This window comes from Xenorhabdus griffiniae (assembly GCF_037265215.1).
Classification (GTDB): Bacteria; Pseudomonadota; Gammaproteobacteria; order Enterobacterales; family Enterobacteriaceae; genus Xenorhabdus; species Xenorhabdus griffiniae.
In genome coordinates this window covers 3638027-3656287 of sequence record NZ_CP147737.1, presented here as the reverse complement: position 1 = coordinate 3656287, position 18261 = coordinate 3638027, and the positions used below count along the sequence as shown (strand labels likewise).

The 18261-nt window shown below is 44.3% G+C and carries 15 protein-coding genes; 13 read left to right on the top strand and 2 right to left on the bottom strand.

What is annotated here, in order from left to right:
• The first annotated feature begins 12 nt into the window (after positions 1–12).
• The 6 genes from WDV75_RS16335 to WDV75_RS16310 all read left to right on the top strand — a co-directional run bounded on the left by WDV75_RS16335 (position 13) and on the right by WDV75_RS16310 (position 4470).
• Complete coding sequence (locus tag WDV75_RS16335; protein WP_273572322.1) at positions 13–1368, top strand: glycoside hydrolase family 19 protein; 1356 nt, start codon at positions 13–15, stop codon at positions 1366–1368.
• A 202-nt stretch (positions 1369–1570) separates the two neighbouring features.
• A complete protein-coding gene (locus WDV75_RS16330; RefSeq protein WP_273572323.1) occupies positions 1571–1984 on the top strand; it encodes a hypothetical protein in 414 nt (137 codons plus the stop codon).
• A gap of 232 nt (positions 1985–2216) precedes the next feature.
• Positions 2217–2321: a helix-turn-helix domain-containing protein gene (locus WDV75_RS16325; RefSeq protein ID WP_338861209.1), complete on the top strand. Its 105-nt coding sequence runs from the start codon at positions 2217–2219 to the stop codon at positions 2319–2321.
• A gap of 73 nt (positions 2322–2394) precedes the next feature.
• Positions 2395–3279 carry an IS982 family transposase gene (locus WDV75_RS16320; RefSeq protein WP_338860152.1) on the top strand — a complete coding sequence of 295 codons (885 nt, stop codon included), beginning with the start codon at positions 2395–2397 and terminating at the stop codon, positions 3277–3279.
• 162 nt (positions 3280–3441) lie between these two features.
• A complete protein-coding gene (locus WDV75_RS16315; protein ID WP_273571771.1) occupies positions 3442–4146 on the top strand; it encodes a DUF2931 family protein in 705 nt (234 codons plus the stop codon).
• Positions 4147–4260: 114 nt separating this feature from the next.
• Entirely contained in the window at positions 4261–4470 is a 210-nt protein-coding gene (locus WDV75_RS16310) for a PAAR domain-containing protein (protein WP_273571770.1), read from the top strand.
• A 143-nt stretch (positions 4471–4613) separates the two neighbouring features.
• Here the strand turns inward: WDV75_RS16310 and WDV75_RS16305 are convergent, their stop codons facing one another.
• Positions 4614–6989, bottom strand: a complete 2376-nt coding sequence (locus WDV75_RS16305; protein WP_273571769.1) for an ATP-binding protein — start codon at positions 6987–6989, stop codon at positions 4614–4616.
• Positions 6990–7042: 53 nt separating this feature from the next.
• On the opposite strand from WDV75_RS16305, the gene rlmD reads away from it, so the two are divergent.
• The 7 genes from rlmD to WDV75_RS16270 all read left to right on the top strand — a co-directional run bounded on the left by rlmD (position 7043) and on the right by WDV75_RS16270 (position 16488).
• The gene (gene rlmD, locus WDV75_RS16300; protein WP_273571772.1) at positions 7043–8380 is read left to right on the top strand and encodes a 23S rRNA (uracil(1939)-C(5))-methyltransferase RlmD; all 1338 of its coding nucleotides are present in this window, start codon (positions 7043–7045) and stop codon (positions 8378–8380) included.
• A 9-nt stretch (positions 8381–8389) separates the two neighbouring features.
• A complete protein-coding gene (gene relA, locus WDV75_RS16295) occupies positions 8390–10627 on the top strand; it encodes a GTP diphosphokinase (RefSeq protein WP_273571768.1) in 2238 nt (745 codons plus the stop codon).
• Positions 10628–10643: 16 nt separating this feature from the next.
• Positions 10644–11435: a nucleoside triphosphate pyrophosphohydrolase gene (gene mazG / locus WDV75_RS16290; RefSeq protein WP_273571767.1), complete on the top strand. Its 792-nt coding sequence runs from the start codon at positions 10644–10646 to the stop codon at positions 11433–11435.
• The gene (locus tag WDV75_RS16285; RefSeq protein WP_273571773.1) at positions 11405–11698 is read left to right on the top strand and encodes a hypothetical protein; all 294 of its coding nucleotides are present in this window, start codon (positions 11405–11407) and stop codon (positions 11696–11698) included. Before mazG ends, WDV75_RS16285 begins: the two co-directional genes overlap by 31 nt.
• Positions 11695–13332 (top strand): glutamine hydrolyzing CTP synthase, encoded by a 1638-nt coding sequence (gene pyrG, locus WDV75_RS16280; RefSeq protein WP_273571766.1) that lies wholly within the window; start codon positions 11695–11697, stop codon positions 13330–13332. The genes WDV75_RS16285 and pyrG overlap by 4 nt, the downstream gene beginning before the upstream one ends.
• A gap of 117 nt (positions 13333–13449) precedes the next feature.
• Complete coding sequence (gene eno, locus WDV75_RS16275; RefSeq protein ID WP_273571765.1) at positions 13450–14751, top strand: phosphopyruvate hydratase; 1302 nt, start codon at positions 13450–13452, stop codon at positions 14749–14751.
• A 351-nt stretch (positions 14752–15102) separates the two neighbouring features.
• Positions 15103–16488, top strand: coding sequence for an SLC13 family permease (locus WDV75_RS16270; RefSeq protein ID WP_273571764.1), 1386 nt, complete (start codon positions 15103–15105; stop codon positions 16486–16488).
• A gap of 53 nt (positions 16489–16541) precedes the next feature.
• Here WDV75_RS16270 and WDV75_RS16265 read toward each other — a convergent pair whose 3' ends face one another.
• Positions 16542–18026 (bottom strand): aldehyde dehydrogenase family protein, encoded by a 1485-nt coding sequence (locus WDV75_RS16265; protein ID WP_189758562.1) that lies wholly within the window; start codon positions 18024–18026, stop codon positions 16542–16544.
• Positions 18027–18261: the final 235 nt, after the last annotated feature.

The following is an 18261-nucleotide window of genomic DNA, read 5'->3' as shown; positions in this document are numbered from 1 at the left end:
AGGAAAAGAAGAATGAAGTCGTTAGATCCGACAAATTGCATTGATTGTCAAAAAATACTGAAACACTGGATTGAATTTCAACTCGTTGATGAACAGGATGAACCATTAACGGGTATGCCTTATAAGCTGGCAAGTCGCGGAAACAAAAATATTGTACGAACGGGTACCACGGATGGTAATGGAATGTTACGTGAAGAAGACCTTCCTCCAATGCCTGTTATCTTATCTATATCAGCACAACCACTGGCGGATGAAATTGTCAAACGAACTCCTCGCACAAAGACAGGAGAAGCCAATTCTCATATTAAATCAACGGCTTTAATGGATGGATATGAATATCAATACATCACATTGGGAATGCTCAGTGATGGATATCCTACAATTCAAGGATGGCAGGAGCAAGAATTACAGAATTCAGATCATTTCCGTGGTTCGACGTTACAGGGGGTATCAACTCACCAGCTCAATCGGCGGCATGTGTTGGAAATACAAGTGATTAAAAAGTGCGCATGCAATAGAGATATTACACTAAGTGAACTGCAAGAAATAGTTCCCCGTACAGCACGAACAACACTTGAAGGAAATTTAGACGCATTGAACCAGGGATTTAATAGATTTGGTATTACTACATGTCGCGGCAAAGCCCATTTTTTAGCTCAGATATGTCATGAAAGTGGGGGATTGAGTGTAACGAAAGAAGGAGGGGGAGAAAATAAGGCATATAATCCTTGGTATGGTCGAGGGCTTATGCAATTAACATATCAGGACACCTATAGTTCTTATGGTCGTTATATTGGAGAAGATGTAACATCTTCTAAACAAGATAGGGATAAATTATTATCTTCGCCCCATAGCGTGTTGTCCGCATTTTGGTTTTATAACGTATACAAAAACGTTTCTAGCTCTGCTGGAGATGACGATTTTAACAAAGTAACTGCGCTTATCAATGGAGGATTCAATGGTTATAACGATAGATTAGATTATCTAAAAAAAGCAATTAGGGTATTGAAGGCTGAGCATCTTAATCAACTGCTAAACAATGACAGATTCGAATTTAATGGTAGTTCTATCTACAATTATAAAGTTTATTCATTTGCATGGGGACTCTGGCATGACCCTAATACAGCACAACGAGGGCCGGTGAAGAACAGAGATGAAGCTTTGAAAGGCTATGAAAGAGTACGGGAATTAATCACTGCAAATCCTTTTAGAACAGAACAGTTAAGTAGAAAAATGTACGGAATAGAAAATCGTAATCTCCTAAATTATATAAACAGAAGAATCATGATCTTGAAAGGAAGAGATAATACGATGGAGAAAGAAAGAGAGAATATGGGGGAAAAAGAAAGAATGCGAAGGAGAAAATGAGCTGTATTAGCTCAAACTCGATCTGACAGTTACCGGTTATTTATAGGTTAAATCTGGTTCAGAGACCTTGTTTACGATTTTGTGTAATCTCCATTTCCAGTTAAATGTGTGTGGCCGGTTGCCATCCAGTAAACTAGGATCACTTATGTGCTATTCTTGCCAGATTTTAATGAATTTTTTGCTAACAGGAATAAAGTTTATTATGAAAAAAAATGCCATATTTTTACTCTGTATTTTATGTTTTCCTACTATTGCTCAGTCCGATAGTGACATTATTTTTTATTGTGAAACGGATGACAACAATACAATATCTGTTATCGAAAAAGGAGAAAAGCTAGAATTACAAATAAACAATGAATCATATATATCCAATGAAACATCCAAAAAAATAAAGGAAAACTACATACAAAATATGCAAAAAGACCCATCATATAATATGATTGAATTTCATTCAGATAATGATAGATTTGTGGTAGGAACAAGTAAAGATATTGCTACGCAGGTAGAACCTAATGGTAAATTAATAACCTTTTTCGAAAATAACAATAATTCTCCTATTTATTCATGCATTCTTGGTGAAGATATAAATAATTTCAATGAGTGGAAGAGTAAATGACCCTGTTTCTAAATTTGTGTAATTGCCTTAAGTTGATCAGATAAACTATCTGCATTGGTGCTATAATCGGTAATCCGATGACTTACCACCTATTCTTATGAAATCGGATATCACACTGTCTGAACCTGAACGTCTTACATTACAACAACTAGCTTTGAATCACAGACATCGGGACATCCGTACGTGAGGAACGGGGTTGCTCATGCTTGCCAGAGGCATTAAACCCCGCTAGATCGCCGAGGAGATAGGATGTAGTCTCAGAGTTATCTATGACTGGATTCACGCCTGGCATGATTCAGGGATAGCCGGATTATTAGGTGACCTGAGCTTCGCTTAAGAAGGGAACTAAAGTGCCTGAGGCACGATCAAAGTTTTTGCTAAATAAAACAAAATCGTGGAGATCCTCAGGCATGTCTAATTTAGAAGAACTTTACTGCTGCGTCGATGACTTTTGCCAAAAATTTATTCCTCTCTGGCATCAACAGCTCATTGAAAACGGATTACGTCAACGGCACCGCGAAGCTTCCCTTTCGCTCAGCGAAGTCATGATGATCCTTATTTTATTTCATATGAGCCATTATCGTGATTTTAAAACGTTTTATAATAAACGTGTAAAACAATATCTTACCGCAGATTTTCCCGGATTAGTCAGCTATACCCGTATCCTCACCCTGAAGAAAAGGGCACTGATTCCTTTATGCGCTTTTCTTTCGTCACGTAAAGCGAAAACTCAAGGGATCGCTTTTATTGATTCCACCAAAATTGCCATTTGTCACCATCTTCGGATCCCCCGTCATCGCGTATTTGAGGGAATGGCACAACGAGGAAAAACCAGTACAGGCGGGTTCTATGGTTTTAAACTTCATCTGGTTATCAATGATTGCGGTGAACTTTTGGCCGTAAAATTAACCGCAGGAAATCAGGATGATCGTCACCCTGTCAAAGCATTGGCAAGAGGGTTAACGGGATGTTTATATGGCGATAAAGGGTATTTATCACAGGCTTTATGCGATGAGCTGGAAGCGGAAGGCGTTACGTTAATTACGAATGTCCGTAGCAACATGAAAGCCAAAGCGTTATCGCTCTGGGATAGGTTGATGTTAAGAAGACGATTTTTGATAGAAACGGTCATTGATCAGCTCAAAAATATTTCTCAGATAGAGCATTCAAGACATCGTAGTCCGCTCGGTTTTCTGCTGGAAATCGCCGCAGGTCTCATTGCTTATACATTCCAACCTAAAAAACCGAGCTTGAATTTACGGGATAATGATATCGCTATTTTTAAACGAAGCTGAGGTTAAATATGTTCATTGTTCATCCCACTGGAATAGTGTGGTAATAAAAGATGAACAAATTCAGGGTGGCGTGAATGCCGTAGAGTTAATCAGTTTTGTGAACCGCCCTTGTGAAAAATGGCACCGCGCCATTTTTGATATCACTGGTAAGGAAATTTCAAAATGAGAAACAAAAAAATATTAGTCCTGTTATTGGGCTTAAACGTGATAGTGGGATTAACTGCCTGCCAGTCTTATCCACTGGGTAAAAGAATAGTGAATTACAAACCTATTATGCGCCACAGTGAACCATTACCTTATGATAAATGGTGGTTCCAGTTTTATACACCAGAATATTTTCCTGCCAGTATCAGTTTTGTACAGTTTCAGGATGAAGACAATTATCTTGTGCAAAAATTTATGCCAGATGGAGCAAGTTCAGATTCTAAAAGTCTACATAGTTGGAATAAAAATATATGGGCGAGCAGTGGTATTCGAAACTATGGTGAAGCTTTACCCCGTTCATTGACCGTTTGCTGGGATTCAGTGATTGATAAAAAACCTTATCAGACAACCTTTAAATTTACCCCTGAAATCTGGCAACTGATGCGTGAACCCTATATCGGGCGAAGAGTGAAAGGGCATATATTCTATCGGGATACAATATTTGTTGGGTTAGCACCTGGCGGAGCTGCCCGGGCTTGGTTACGAGGTTATGATAAAAACAACGGCAACAATATTTTGATTGCTACTGGTGAATCAGTTTTCGGCGAAAAGATGACAGTATGTCAGGGAAAAACAAAGCATTCTAGTGGCTATGGAGACGATTACCCAGAATATATCAAAGACTTTATCAAAGGGAAAAAATACCCCTACGGTGAGTGGTAACACAGTCACCCTGAAACCATCACAACATCATGAGCTAACACGAATTATTTGTAGTTTCTGATGTTGTAGTTGCTTCAATCATTGAAAATCAAACCTTTCAGGCACGAGATCAATATGGCAAACAGAGCCGTTATTTTATTAAACGATACCACCGATCACGGTGGAAAAGTGATTATTGCTGTGGGTGGCTACACTTATAAAGGTATTCCTATTGTCGAGAGCAGTGATAATTTAAAGAATAATGGGAAAGCTATTCCAGTAGAGGGGATGCACACAGCCTGTGGCACAAAATTGATTGCCAGCCAGAAAGAGTTTCTCGCTTAATAAAACCACACTGACGCGCCACGCTTGTCTTCTCCGTGTTACCGGGCAATATACCAATCTAACTTCAAGATGCGTGTGATTATTCCCCGCGAAGCGGGGAGTAATCAGGTTTCATATCGTGTTGTAAATGGCAACTTTATACATTAGCTCGGTAACATGGAGTGCTGAGAAACGGTACAAGGCCCTTTCAGGGTGGTAGCCTCAAGTATATCAGGAGCGGCTGCCATGACATGATTGATCTCGTCCATGAATTCCAGCAATTCTGGTTCCAGATCAGTCAGGGCAACCCCTTGTTGCAGCTGTTTTTCAACCAATTCGCAAATTGCTTTCAGTTTAGGGACGCCGTTATAGCAGCAACTGCCGTGTAATTGGTGGACATGATGCTGAAAGTGTTTGCGGATCGCTTCACCATCGGCGGTTAAAGCTTGTTTAATCATGCCTTTCATGTCAGGCAATGATTTTACCAGCATTTCTAACATCTCCCGTGCCAATGATTCTTTGCCGGCAGTTCGCTTCAATGCCATCTCCCAGTCAATGGCTTGTGATTTTTTCTGCCGGCAGTATTGGTTTAGCAATGTTTTCAGGCAGTTTTCATCCAGTGGCTTGGAAAGACAGTCAATGAACGGTGCATTCTTTGCTTCATGGCAGGCAAAGGCCGTAACAGCCACAATCGGTGTCTCTTTATGTTGGGGTAATTGTTGGATTTGCTCAGATGTCTGGATGCCATCCATATCCGCCATTTGGATATCCATCAAAATCAGATCCAGCGCATGTTGTCTCGCTATTTCCAGCGCCTCGATGCCATTACTGCACAGAAAGGTATTTTCAACCAGTTCATGTAGCAGTGTGCCGATCAATTTCAGATTAGCGGGATTATCGTCCACTGCCATAACGGTCATAGGTAAACGCGATAATGCCGAACAGATTGGTGGATATTCTGGCAATGATCCGAATGGATATTCCTCTTTTTCCAGCCAGATATCAAAGTAAAATACCGTCCCTTTAGCGACTTTACTGGTAAAGTCAATGTTTCCTTTCATTTCACTCACCAGTCGCTTAGTGATACTTAATCCCAGTCCGGTTCCCCCGTAATGGCGAGTAATACTGGCATCTGCTTGATTGAAGGCCTGGAATAGAATTGGACGGTATTCGGGTTTAATACCGATACCTGTATCAGTCACGGTAAAATCGATCTGTACAAGATGGTGTTTTTGCTGGCGTAATTTGATATCCAGCGTCACATCGCCTTTATCTGTGAATTTAATGGCATTACCAATCAGGTTAGTCAGTATTTGCTGTAAGCGAATAGGATCGCCAATCATCAAATTAGGTAACTTCTCATCAATATGGTGATGCAGGGGAAGATTTTTCGCGTTGGCCGCTGGCGTCAGCAGTTCAATAACTTCATTGACGGTATCTCTTAGCAGAAAAGGTACTTGATCCAATACCAGTTTATTGGACTCCAGCCGTGAGAAGTCCAGAATATCATTGATGATTTTCAGCAGGTTATTGGCCGATCTGTCAATGACATACAGATATTCCATCTGTTGTGGCGTAATGGGGGTTTTTAACATCTGGCGGGTAAAGCCAATGACGCCATTAAGCGGTGTGCGTAATTCATGGGACATATTAGCCAGAAATTCTGTTTTGATCCTGACCGCCTCTTGGGCGCGTTTTTTGGCGATAGTCAGTTCAACATTCTGAATTTCTAGCTGTTCCATCGTAATTTGCAGGTCGGAAGTGGCTTGATCGATATGAAGCTGCATCTCATCTTTGTATTTCGAGAGTGATTCTGCGACGGTGTTGATACCATTCTGGAGCGCGGATAACTCTCCAGGCATAGCACCTGTCACGCGGCTGTTCAGTTGTCCCTGACGGATACGATCAACGGCTTTAACCATGCAGTTCAAGGGTTGGGTGACTTTGCGTACCAGCACATGGGCAAACAGGGCTGTTCCGCCAAGGCACAAAATCAGCAGAACGATGGAGGTGGCAATCTCCTTGTATTGTTGGAGCTGGGCCGCGCGTAAGTCCAAATCAATCGCGATATAGCCAACCGGCAGCGCATCGCTGGTGGAAGTGTTCCAGGGATTAGGAGAAGAGGTTTCTGAGACAATTGGCATCTTCAGGATGATACTGTTGCCGTATTCCGTTTTCGACAAGGTTTTGGGCATGGCTTCGTTGGCCGCGAGCCTCAAGCGATTGACGTCATACTTGTCATTCGAAATATCGAATAACTTGTTATCCTTATCAAAGATCGCAATTGCCCTGACAATCTCAGAGTTTCGGCGATGCAAGCTGTTTATCAATGAGTCAACTTGCTGGCAGTTGTCCAGATTAAGGCCAACCTCGCTGGCGATGGATAAGGGTTCAATAATGCTGATCCCACTGCGGACTATCAGGCTCTTCAACTCGTAATAGCGGTATGAGATAAATGATATACTCACAAGCGTTCCGACCAGTAAAACAGGAACCAATATCAGGCTCATCATACGGGTGCGTAGGCTATATTTGGTCATAGGCGTCCATTGTGGGAAAATCAGAACTCAATTTTTCAAAGTCAGTCAGAATCATGGTGCAATTTTACTCCCCAAACCGTCGCTCCGTAAACCGAGGCATTATTTCCGTTACCGCAGATAACCTTGATGCACAAGGGCAAGGCATTGCTCGTCATCAGGGAAAAACGATCTTTATCGCAGGATTATTGCCGGGTGAGCAGGCACAAATCCAACTGACAGAAGAAAAACGCCAATTTGCTAAAGCTAAAGTCGTGAAAAGGCTATCAGACAGCCTGCATCGCGTCGCACCTCACTGCCCACATTTTAAAGTGTGTGGCGGATGCCAACAGCAGCATGTTGCCGCTGAACTGCAAGTTAAAACGAAGGCCAGCGTACTGGAACACCTGATCCAGCGGGAAACAGGCGTTAACATCAGTGCACATCCCGTCATTCGCAGTCCAGAATATGGCTATCGGCGCCGGGCCAGACTTGGTCTGCAATATCACGCCAAACAACGCACATTATTGATGGGGTTTCGCCAGAGCCAGACCAACGATTTGGTGAATATTCAGCACTGTCCTGTTATGCGCCCTGAATTGGAACAATTATTGCAGCCGTTGCATCAGTGTCTGAATAGCCTGCACGCAGTAAAACGATTAGGGCACGTGGAATTGGTATTGGCTGAGAGTGGGCCATTAGTTGTGTTGCGTCATCTTGATCCACTTAAGCAGGCAGATAAGGAAATACTGCGCATTTTTTCGGTGCAGTACAATGTCGCGATTTATCTGTTGGGTGAAGAAAAATCCCTTGAACCATTGATTGAAGAGCAAACAGCACCGTGGTATCAGGTGAATGGATTGAAATTGGTGTTCAGCCCACAAGATTTTATTCAGGTGAACGATGTCGTTAACCAACAAATGGTTGCACAGGCGTTGGCGTGGCTGGATTTGCAACCAACAGACAGAGTATTGGATCTGTTTTGTGGCATGGGGAATTTTACCCTGCCGATTGCCACGCAAGTACAGGCAACCGTGGGTGTGGAAGGGGTTGCTGAGCTGGTGGCGAGCGGGCAATATAACGCTCAGCTCAATAAACTTAATAACGTCGATTTTTTTCATGAAAATCTGGAATCGGAGATTCACCAACAGCCTTGGGCCGTCCAAGGGTTCAATAAAGTGCTGTTGGATCCCGCCCGCACTGGTGCAGCGGGCGTTATGGCACATATTGTAAAATTGGCCCCCGAAAAAGTGGTTTACGTTTCCTGTAATCCCACAACACTTGCACGTGACAGCAAGGTCTTGTTGGCGGCGGGTTATCATCTTGTCAGTGTGCGGATGCTGGATATGTTTCCACACACAGGCCATCTAGAATCTATGGCGCTGTTTAGCAGTGAGCCAATGGATATCGAGTAGGGAGAAATTATGGTTGCGGTAAGAAGTGCGCATCTCACACCGGCAGGTGAATTTGCGGTCGATAAGTGGATCGCGAGTTTAAACATTACTAACCCACAATCCAGTGAAAAGTTGGTTGAAACCTGGCGATATTGTCACGAAAAAGTCCAAGGCCACCCCAATGCGGAACTGTTGCTATGGCGCGGTGTGGAAATGGTGGAGATCTTGTCCACATTGAGCATGGATAATGACAGTATGCGTGCTGCGCTACTTTTTCCCATCCTTAATGCCAGGCTACTCGATAGCGAAACTGTGACAGAAACATTTGGCAAGGCCATCACGAATCTGGTGCATGGTGTAATGGAAATGGATGCCATTCGCCAACTGAAAGCCACTCATACCGATGCGACTTGCTCGGTACAGGTCGATAATGTTCGCCGGATGCTGCTGGCGATGGTGGAAGATTTTCGCTGTGTCATTATCAAACTGGCAGAACGCATTGCCCATTTGCGGGAAGTGAAAGATGCCAGTGAAGATGAGCGGGTGCTGGCGGCTAAAGAGTGTTCCAATATCTATGCGCCTCTCGCTAACCGGCTGGGTATCGGGCAGCTAAAATGGGAGCTGGAAGATTTCTGTTTCCGCTACTTGCATCCCGATGAATATAAGAAAATTGCCAGGTTACTGCATGAGCGCCGAATTGATCGTGAACAGTATATCGAGAAATTTGTGACGACTTTGCGTAAATATATGCTGAAAGAGGGCGTTCGCGCTGAAATATACGGGCGTCCGAAGCATATTTACAGCATTTGGCGCAAAATGCAGAAAAAATCCCTCGCTTTTGATGAATTATTTGATGTGCGTGCTGTGCGGATTGTTGTCGAGCGTTTGCAGGATTGTTATGCAGCGCTGGGGATAGTGCATACTCACTATCGTCATTTGCCAGATGAATTCGACGATTACGTTGCCAACCCGAAACCGAATGGTTACCAATCGATTCATACCGTTGTTTTGGGGCCGAATGGCAAAACGCTTGAAATCCAGATCCGTACCCGCCAGATGCATGATGATGCGGAACTTGGCGTTGCAGCGCATTGGAAATACAAAGAAGGCACTGCGCTTGGTGGTGGTAAATCCGGCAGTTATGAAAGCCGTATTGCCTGGCTGCGGAAGTTGATCGCATGGCAGGAGGAAATGGCGGATAGCGGCGAAATGCTGGATGAAGTACGTAGTCAGGTGTTTGACGATCGCGTTTATGTCTTTACGCCAAAAGGGGATGTGATTGATTTGCCAATCGGCTCTACGCCGTTGGATTTTGCTTATCATATTCACAGTGATGTCGGCCATCGTTGCATTGGGGCAAAAATTGGCGGACGCATCGTACCATTCAGCTATCAACTTCAAATGGGCGATCAGATTGAAATCATTACCCAGAAACAGCCTAATCCAAGCCGTGACTGGTTGAATCCTAACCTCGGCTATGTGACGACCAGCCGTGGGCGGGCAAAAATCCACAACTGGTTCCGTAAACAAGATCGTGACAAGAACATCATTGCCGGTCGCCAGATGCTGGACAATGAGTTGACACACTTAGGGATCACTATCAAGGAAGCAGAGAAAGAGCTGATTGCTCGTTATAACGTTCACACGTTGGAAGAAGTGTTGGCAGGCATTGGCGTTGGTGATATCCGCATTCACCAGTTAGTGAATTTCCTGCAAAGCAAATTCAATAAAATTACGGCGGAAGAAGAAGATCGCGAAGCGCTTCGCAACCTGGAGAATAAAACCTATACGCCACGTAATACCAGCAAAGATAATGGCCGTATTGTCGTGGAAGGGGTAGGCAACTTAATGCACCACATTGCCCGTTGTTGCCAGCCTATCCCTGGTGATGAAATTATTGGATTTATTACACGTGGGCGAGGGATCTCCATCCACCGAGCAGACTGTGATCAGTTGGCGGAACTCGAAGCCAGCTCACCGGAACGGATAGTCGATGCAGTGTGGGGGGAGAGTTATTCCAGCGGCTATTCACTGGTGGTGCGCGTTGTTGCCAATGATCGCAGTGGATTATTGCGTGACATCACGACCATCCTCGCTAATGAGAAAATCAATGTGTTGGGCGTCAGCAGCCGCAGTGATGTTAAGCAGCAGCTTGCCACCATTGATATGAACATTGAGATTTATAACTTGCAAGTGCTTGGGCGGGTATTGGCGAAACTCAACCAGTTGTCTGATGTGATTGAAGCCAGACGCTTGCATGGTAATTGATTGAAAATGGATTAAGATGAAACAGAACGCTATTGAACGACTAAAGGGAATCATGGTGCAGTTGCGCCATCCCCAGGATGGCTGTCCTTGGGATAAAGTGCAAACTTCCGCTACGATTGCCCCTTATACCCTGGAAGAAACCTATGAAGTGCTTGATGCGATTGAGCGCAATGATATCAACGCTCTAAAAGAAGAACTGGGGGATTTGCTGTTTCATATCGTATTTTATGCGCAGATGGCTCAAGAGCAGCAACAGTTTGATTTTAATGATATCTGTGAGGCGGTGTGTGACAAACTGGAGCGTCGCCATCCCCATATCTTCAATCAACAAGCGGGTATCAGCGGCGAAGAGGCAATCAGCAGTTGGGAACAACGCAAGGCCGCAGAACGGGCTGAGAAAGATCAGCATTCGGTACTGGATGATATTCCCGCCAGTTTACCGGCCTTGATGAAGGCGTATAAGATCCAGAAACGCTGCGCTTCGGTCGGTTTTGATTGGGATACTATTGGCCCTGTGCTGGACAAAGTCTATGAAGAAATTGATGAAGTCATGGATGAAGCCAAGCAGGCGGTACTTGATAAAGATCGACTGGAAGAAGAATTGGGGGATTTACTGTTTTCGGTGGTTAATTTATCCCGCCATTTGGGGCATAAGCCAGAGATCGCACTACAAAAAGCCTGCCAGAAATTCGAGAATCGTTTCCGTCATGTCGAAAAGTTGATCCTCGACAAAGGCATGTCACTGGAAACGGCTACATTAGATGAAATGGAAGCGATGTGGCAGCGCGTGAAAAGTCAAAAGGTGTAGAGAGAGCAATCACAAAAAAGATGGAAATAGCGAAAAGGATGTCGCTTAAATGGCTGAATAACCTGCGGTGGGTGAAAAAATTTCACACCAATAACTTAATGAATTTAAAGAGAAAGAAGGGTGTTTGTTTCGCAATGTTACTGTTTATGTGGCACCTTACCCCATTTAGATGGTTTGTAGCGAAATTAAGGTTAGGGTATACTGCTTTCCCGTCCTGTTATATTCATCATCCTTTTAAACCTAAACTTTCAGGTTCAGCATGAAAACTAATTATATTTTTGTGACCGGCGGGGTCGTATCCTCTCTGGGTAAAGGCATTGCCGCAGCCTCTTTGGCGGCTATACTCGAAGCCCGTGGACTCAATGTCACCATTATGAAACTGGACCCGTATATCAACGTCGATCCAGGCACAATGAGCCCAACCCAACACGGGGAAGTTTTCGTTACCGAAGATGGCGCTGAAACTGATCTTGATTTAGGTCATTACGAACGTTTCATCCGAACCAAAATGACACGCCGCAATAATTTCACAACAGGCCGTGTCTATTCAGAAGTGCTGCGCAAAGAACGCCGTGGCGATTATTTGGGGGCAACCATTCAGGTTATCCCTCACATCACCAATGAAATCAAAGACCGCATTATCCGTGGGGCAGAAGGCCATGATGTTGTGTTGGTGGAAATCGGTGGCACGGTCGGTGATATCGAATCCCTGCCATTCCTTGAAGCCATTCGTCAGATGGCAGTGGAAGTTGGCCGTGAAAACACGCTGTTCATGCATCTGACTCTGGTGCCATATATGGCCGCAGCGGGCGAAGTGAAAACGAAACCCACCCAGCATTCCGTGAAAGAATTACTGTCCATTGGTATTCAGCCGGACGTATTGATCTGCCGTTCAGATCGTATTATTCCTGCCAATGAGCGTGCAAAAATTGCGCTTTTCTGTAACGTACCAGAGAAAGCGGTTATCTCTTTAAAAGATGTTGATTCCATTTATAAAATTCCAGCCCTCTTGAAATCTCAGGGCTTAGATGATTATATTTGTAAACGATTCAGCATCGAATGCCCGGAAGCGGATCTGTCTGAATGGGAACAGGTCATTTATGAAGAAGCCAACCCATCGGGTGAAGTGACCATTGGGATGGTGGGTAAATACGTTGAACTGCCAGATGCGTATAAGTCAGTGATTGAAGCACTGAAACATGGCGGGCTGAAAAATCGTCTGACTGTCAACATCAAGCTGATCGATTCACAGGATGTTGAAACGCGTGGTGTTGACGTATTGAAAGGCCTGGATGCGATTTTAGTACCTGGTGGCTTCGGTGGCCGTGGTATCGAAGGTAAGATCATGACCGCACGTTATGCCCGTGAAAACAAGATCCCCTATTTAGGCATTTGTTTGGGTATGCAAGTGGCTCTGATTGAATTCGCTCGCAATGTTGCGGGAATGGTAGAGGCTAACTCCACTGAATTCGATCCTGAATGTAAGTTACCGGTTGTTGCTCTGATCACCGAATGGCGTGATGAGAACGGCAACGTAGAAGTACGTAGCGAAGAGAGCGATCTCGGCGGGACGATGCGCGTTGGGGGCCAATTGTGCCATCTGACTGAAAACAGTCTGGTACATAAACTTTATGGCCAGAGTGACATCGTTGAGCGTCATCGCCATCGTTACGAAGTGAATAATTTACTGTTGAAACGCATTGAAGATGCCGGCTTGCGCATTGCTGGCCGTTCAATCGACAATAAACTGGTGGAAATCATCGAGAACCCAGCGCATCCGTGGTTCGTGGCGTGTCAGTTCCACCCAGAATTCACTTCAACGCCTCGCGATGGTCATCCGTTGTTTGCTGGCTTTGTCGAAGCTGCTGGCAAGTATCAGAAAGGCCAGTTGAAATAAGATATGGGGCAATGGATTGAGATTAAGCTAATTGGCTTTTAAGGTCATTTCTGTTTAAGAAAATAGTTTTAGTTTCAATTGGTTGCCCGTAATTTAACTTGTACTGAGGAAAACCTAATGTCCAAAATCGTTAAAGTGCTTGGCCGTGAAATCATCGACTCCCGTGGTAACCCAACGGTAGAAGCAGAAGTACACCTGGAAGGGGGCTTTGTTGGTCTGGCTGCTGCGCCATCAGGTGCATCAACCGGTTCGCGCGAAGCGCTGGAACTGCGTGATGGCGATAAGTCTCGTTTCATGGGGAAAGGTGTACTGAAAGCCGTTTCTGCGGTTAACGGCCCAATTGCACAGGCTCTGGTTGGCCAGGATGCGAAAGATCAGGCTAACATCGACAAGATCATGATCGAGCTGGATGGTACTGAAAATAAATCTAACTTCGGTGCTAACGCGATTTTGGCTGTTTCTCTCGCGAACGCCAAAGCAGCAGCCGCAGCGAAAGGTATGCCTCTATACGAGCACATCGCTGAGTTGAACGGGACTCCGGGTAAATTCTCTATGCCTCTGCCAATGATGAACATCATCAACGGTGGTGAACATGCAGATAACAACGTAGATATTCAAGAATTCATGATCCAGCCAGTTGGCGCAAGCACACTGAAAGAAGCTGTACGCATGGGTTCCGAAGTATTCCACAATCTGGCGAAAGTGTTGAAAGCCAAAGGCATGAACACTGCGGTGGGTGATGAAGGTGGCTATGCACCAAACCTGGAATCTAACGCAGCGGCGCTGGCAGCCATCAAAGAAGCGGTTGAGAAAGCGGGTTACGTGCTGGGTAAAGACATTACTCTGGCGATGGACTGTGCAGCTTCTGAATTCTATAACGAAGAGACTGGCAATTATGAACTGAAAGGCGAAGGCAAGACTTTCACCTCTCAGGAATTTACCCACTATCTGGAAGGATTAACCAAAGAATACCCAATTGTTTCCATCGAAGATGGTCTGAACGAATCTGATTGGGACGGCTTTGCTTACCAGACTAAAGTGTTGGGTGACAAAATCCAGTTGGTTGGTGACGATTTGTTCGTAACTAACACCAAGATCCTGAAAGAAGGTATCGAAAAAGGCATCGCAAACTCTATCTTGATCAAGTTCAACCAGATCGGTTCTTTGACTGAAACTCTGGCTGCAATCAAAATGGCAAAAGATGCCGGTTACACCGCGGTCATCTCTCACCGTTCTGGTGAAACTGAGGATGCAACTATTGCTGATCTGGCTGTTGGTACTGCTGCGGGCCAAATCAAAACGGGTTCGATGAGCCGTTCTGACCGTGTTGCTAAATACAACCAGCTGATCCGTATCGAAGAAGCATTGGGTAATCGTGCTCCTTTCAACGGCCTGAAAGAAGTGAAAGGCCAGGCATAATTGCTGGTTTTTCTCTCTGAAAAATAAATATTATTTATGTTTTGGCGAAAGAGCTTACTCTCTTTCGCCTTCTTATCGAAAGAAAATTTTATTTTTCATGTTGATGACGTATCTTATTGCAGGATAAAAATGTGATATAACAACAGAAATTCAGTTCTTTTTTTGAACAATAATCCAGTGGACAGACAAATCCCGCGTAGCAGATCCCAAAATTATACAACTCGTATTTTATTCCTTGTTAATACTCCTTATTATTTCACATGTAATGTAATTCTTTAACATTTGTGGCAATGATTCATCAATTATCTTTTTACATTACAGAGTTATGTTTCATTGTTTTATGGAGTCTTCATGGACGCTTCTGAATCTTTAACCCCAGCGATTGGGCCTACACCCTCAAATAAAAGAGGCTTAATTATTCTCGCGCTGGACATCATTTTGCTTGTGATATTGCTTAAGTTTTTGCCCTATGGGGAAAAAGCAAATATGGGTCTGGCATTAATGGTATTTGTTGGTGTGTTATGGTTAACGGAAGCCATTCATGTCACCATTACTGCGCTGTGTATTCCTATTCTGGCGGTCGGTATGGGATTGATGAATACCGGTGATGCACTGAAATCTTTTGCCAACCCAATAATCTTTTTGTTCTTCGGTGGCTTTGCATTGGCAACGGCGCTACATATCCAGGGCTTGGACAGATTGATCGCCAACCGTCTGCTGATGATTGCTCGTGGGCGTTTGTCTGTGGCGGTATTGCTGATATTTGGTATTACTGCCCTGCTTTCTATGTGGATAAGCAACACAGCAACGGCTGCCATGATGTTACCACTGATCCTCGGTGTTCTGGCGAATCTGGATGTACGCACTGAGCGTAATACCTTTGTTTTTGTGCTGCTTGGTGTCGCATATAGCGCCAGTATTGGTGGCTTGGGGACGTTGGTGGGTAGCCCACCCAATGCTATCGCTGCCGCACAATTAGGTATGGATTTCTTTACATGGATGAAATACGGCGTGCCAATGGTCATTGTTCTCATGCCAGTGATGGTGGGAGTGATGTACCTCATGTTGCGTCCAAATTTGAATCATAAATTTGATTTGGAACTGGAGCACCTGGAGTGGAATGGTAAGCGTGTTACTGCCATGGGTATTTTCCTGCTAACCGTAGTGTGCTGGATTTTCAGTTCATTCATTAGTGATGCTCTTGGCGGTGTCAAAGATCTGGATACGATTATTGCAGTGAGCGCCGCTATCTTGATTGGTATCACCGGTGTATCAACATGGTCACAGATTCAAAATAACACTGAATGGGGCGTATTGATGCTGTTCGGTGGTGGTCTGACGTTGAGTGCCGTTTTGAAAAATTCTGGTGCCAGCGAAGTGATGGCGAATGGCATGGCGGCGACTTTCGGTAGCAGCCCTTGGTTTGTGATTATCGTTGCGATTGCTGCGTTTATTATCTTCCTGACAGAATTTACCAGTAATACTGCGAGCGCGGCGCTGCTTGTACCTATTTTTGCCACGGTTGCAGAAGCACTCGGAATGCCGATTGTGGTTTTGACCATGATAATTGGTATCGGGGCATCCTGTGCATTTATGCTACCTGTAGCAACACCCCCTAACGCGATTGTTTATGGCACCGGCTATATCAAACAAGTTGAAATGGTCAGAGTAGGTATCGTGCTGAATTTGGTATGTATTGCCATTATTTCTGCGATTGCCTGGTTTTTCTGGCTGTAATTCCTTCTGGCTCTTAATGCTCAAAATCGCCACCCTTACAGGTGGCGATTGTGTTACTCTTCTTTAGTGCTGATATAGATATTTTTCACTTCTGTATAGGCATCCAACATCATCTTGTGAGTTTCACGCCCAAGTCCTGATTTCTTATAGCCACCGAAAGGCGTGTGGGCCGGCAATTCATGATAGGTATTGATCCACATACGACCTGTTTTGATTGCTTTGGCGATACGCAGGGCACGGTTAATATCCTGCGTCCATACAGCACCTGCCAGGCCATATTCGGAATCATTGGCCATTTCGATAACGTCTTCTTCATTACTGAACGGAATGACGCATAGCACAGGCCCGAAAATCTCTTCCTGTGCTACCCGCATCTTATTGGTGACATTAGTCAGGATCGTCGGTTGGATAAAGAAACCCTCATCATATCCTGCTCCGGTTATGCGTTTTCCGCCAGTTAAAACGGTTGCACCTTCCTGTCTTGCAAGGTCGATATAACCTAAAATAGTGTTCATCTGTTCTTCACTGACCTGGCAACCCATTTCAGTTTCTGCCAGCATCGGATCGCCCACTTTGATCGATTCAAACACGGTTTTCAGTGACTTCAGGAATTCATCATGAATATCTTTATGCAGGAACAGGCGCGCACCGGATTCACAGGCTTGCCCCTGATTTAGCAAAATGGCATTGGCTGCATATTTGATTGCCTTTTTCATGTTGGCATCAGGGAAAACAATGTTGGCCGATTTACCCCCCAATTCCAGTGTTGCCGGAATGAGTCTTTTTGCTGCTGCTGCGGCAACGTTGTAACCGACTTCTGTTGAGCCGGTAAAAGCTACTTTGTCGATACCGTTATGGTCGAGGATGGCCTGGCCTACAACTGAGCCACGCCCCGTAACAATATTGACAACACCTGCTGGCAAAACTTGGTTCATAATACGCCCCAATTCGAGCAGGGTTATTGGCGTCAGGCTGGCAGGATTGATAACAATAGTATTACCGGCTGCAAGGGCAGGAGCGAGTTTCCAGGCAGCCATTAATAGCGGGAAATTCCACGGAATAATCTGCCCGACTACGCCAATGGGTTCTCTGATGACTAAGCTCAGCGTGTCATTATCGATGACATCAGTAGTATCAGAATGAGCACGGATAACGCCGGCAAAGTAGCGGAAATGATCAACAGAGAAAGGAATATCGAAATGACGACATAGAGTCTGGGTTTTACCACCATCCAATGTTTCAAGGACAATAAAACGTTCGGCTTCGGCTTCCAGTAAGTCGGCAATTTTCAGTAATAAAGATTGCCTCTCCGCCGCGGATGTTTTGCTCCATGCTGGCAGGGCTTTTTGGGCAGCTTTGACGGCAAGTTCAACATCTTCGGCATTCCCTGCTGCATATTCTGTCAGCAACTCACCTGTTGCAGGGCTGTAGCTTTGCAGAGTATTCTTTGAAATGCTATCAACCCACTCACCATTAATCAGCATCTTATAAGATTTACAAGGCAACAATTCTTTTGCGATATCATGTCGTTTTTTCATTATATTCTCCGGAGTACTTTGGTTTTTGGTATGCCAGAACATATATTTCTACGTTATTATTAGACTAATTTTTAATTTTTATCAAAATTGAATTGAAACATAAAAGATCTCCATCAATAAATATAAATATTAATGGTTAAGATAATGAAATGGTAAATTGCTTTGTTGCATATGATTTCTTTTTCCAATGGGATATCTGTCCTAAAATCAATAACGATGTGTTATATGTTTTTAT

Bases quoted from the DNA above. Each gene is read 5' to 3' on its own strand.
- WDV75_RS16335 (WP_273572322.1), top strand. From the start codon at position 13: ATGAAGTCGTTAGATCCGACAAATTGCATTGATTGTCAAAAAATACTG.
- WDV75_RS16330 (WP_273572323.1), top strand. From the start codon at position 1,571: ATGAAAAAAAATGCCATATTTTTACTCTGTATTTTATGTTTTCCTACT.
- WDV75_RS16315 (WP_273571771.1), top strand. From the start codon at position 3,442: ATGAGAAACAAAAAAATATTAGTCCTGTTATTGGGCTTAAACGTGATA.
- WDV75_RS16320 (WP_338860152.1), top strand. From the start codon at position 2,395: ATGTCTAATTTAGAAGAACTTTACTGCTGCGTCGATGACTTTTGCCAA.
- eno (WP_273571765.1), top strand. From the start codon at position 13,450: ATGTCCAAAATCGTTAAAGTGCTTGGCCGTGAAATCATCGACTCCCGT.
- rlmD (WP_273571772.1), top strand. From the start codon at position 7,043: ATGGTGCAATTTTACTCCCCAAACCGTCGCTCCGTAAACCGAGGCATT.
- mazG (WP_273571767.1), top strand. From the start codon at position 10,644: ATGAAACAGAACGCTATTGAACGACTAAAGGGAATCATGGTGCAGTTG.
- relA (WP_273571768.1), top strand. From the start codon at position 8,390: ATGGTTGCGGTAAGAAGTGCGCATCTCACACCGGCAGGTGAATTTGCG.
- WDV75_RS16305 (WP_273571769.1), bottom strand. From the start codon at position 6,989: ATGACCAAATATAGCCTACGCACCCGTATGATGAGCCTGATATTGGTT.
- WDV75_RS16265 (WP_189758562.1), bottom strand. From the start codon at position 18,026: ATGAAAAAACGACATGATATCGCAAAAGAATTGTTGCCTTGTAAATCT.
- pyrG (WP_273571766.1), top strand. From the start codon at position 11,695: ATGAAAACTAATTATATTTTTGTGACCGGCGGGGTCGTATCCTCTCTG.
- WDV75_RS16310 (WP_273571770.1), top strand. From the start codon at position 4,261: ATGGCAAACAGAGCCGTTATTTTATTAAACGATACCACCGATCACGGT.
- WDV75_RS16270 (WP_273571764.1), top strand. From the start codon at position 15,103: ATGGACGCTTCTGAATCTTTAACCCCAGCGATTGGGCCTACACCCTCA.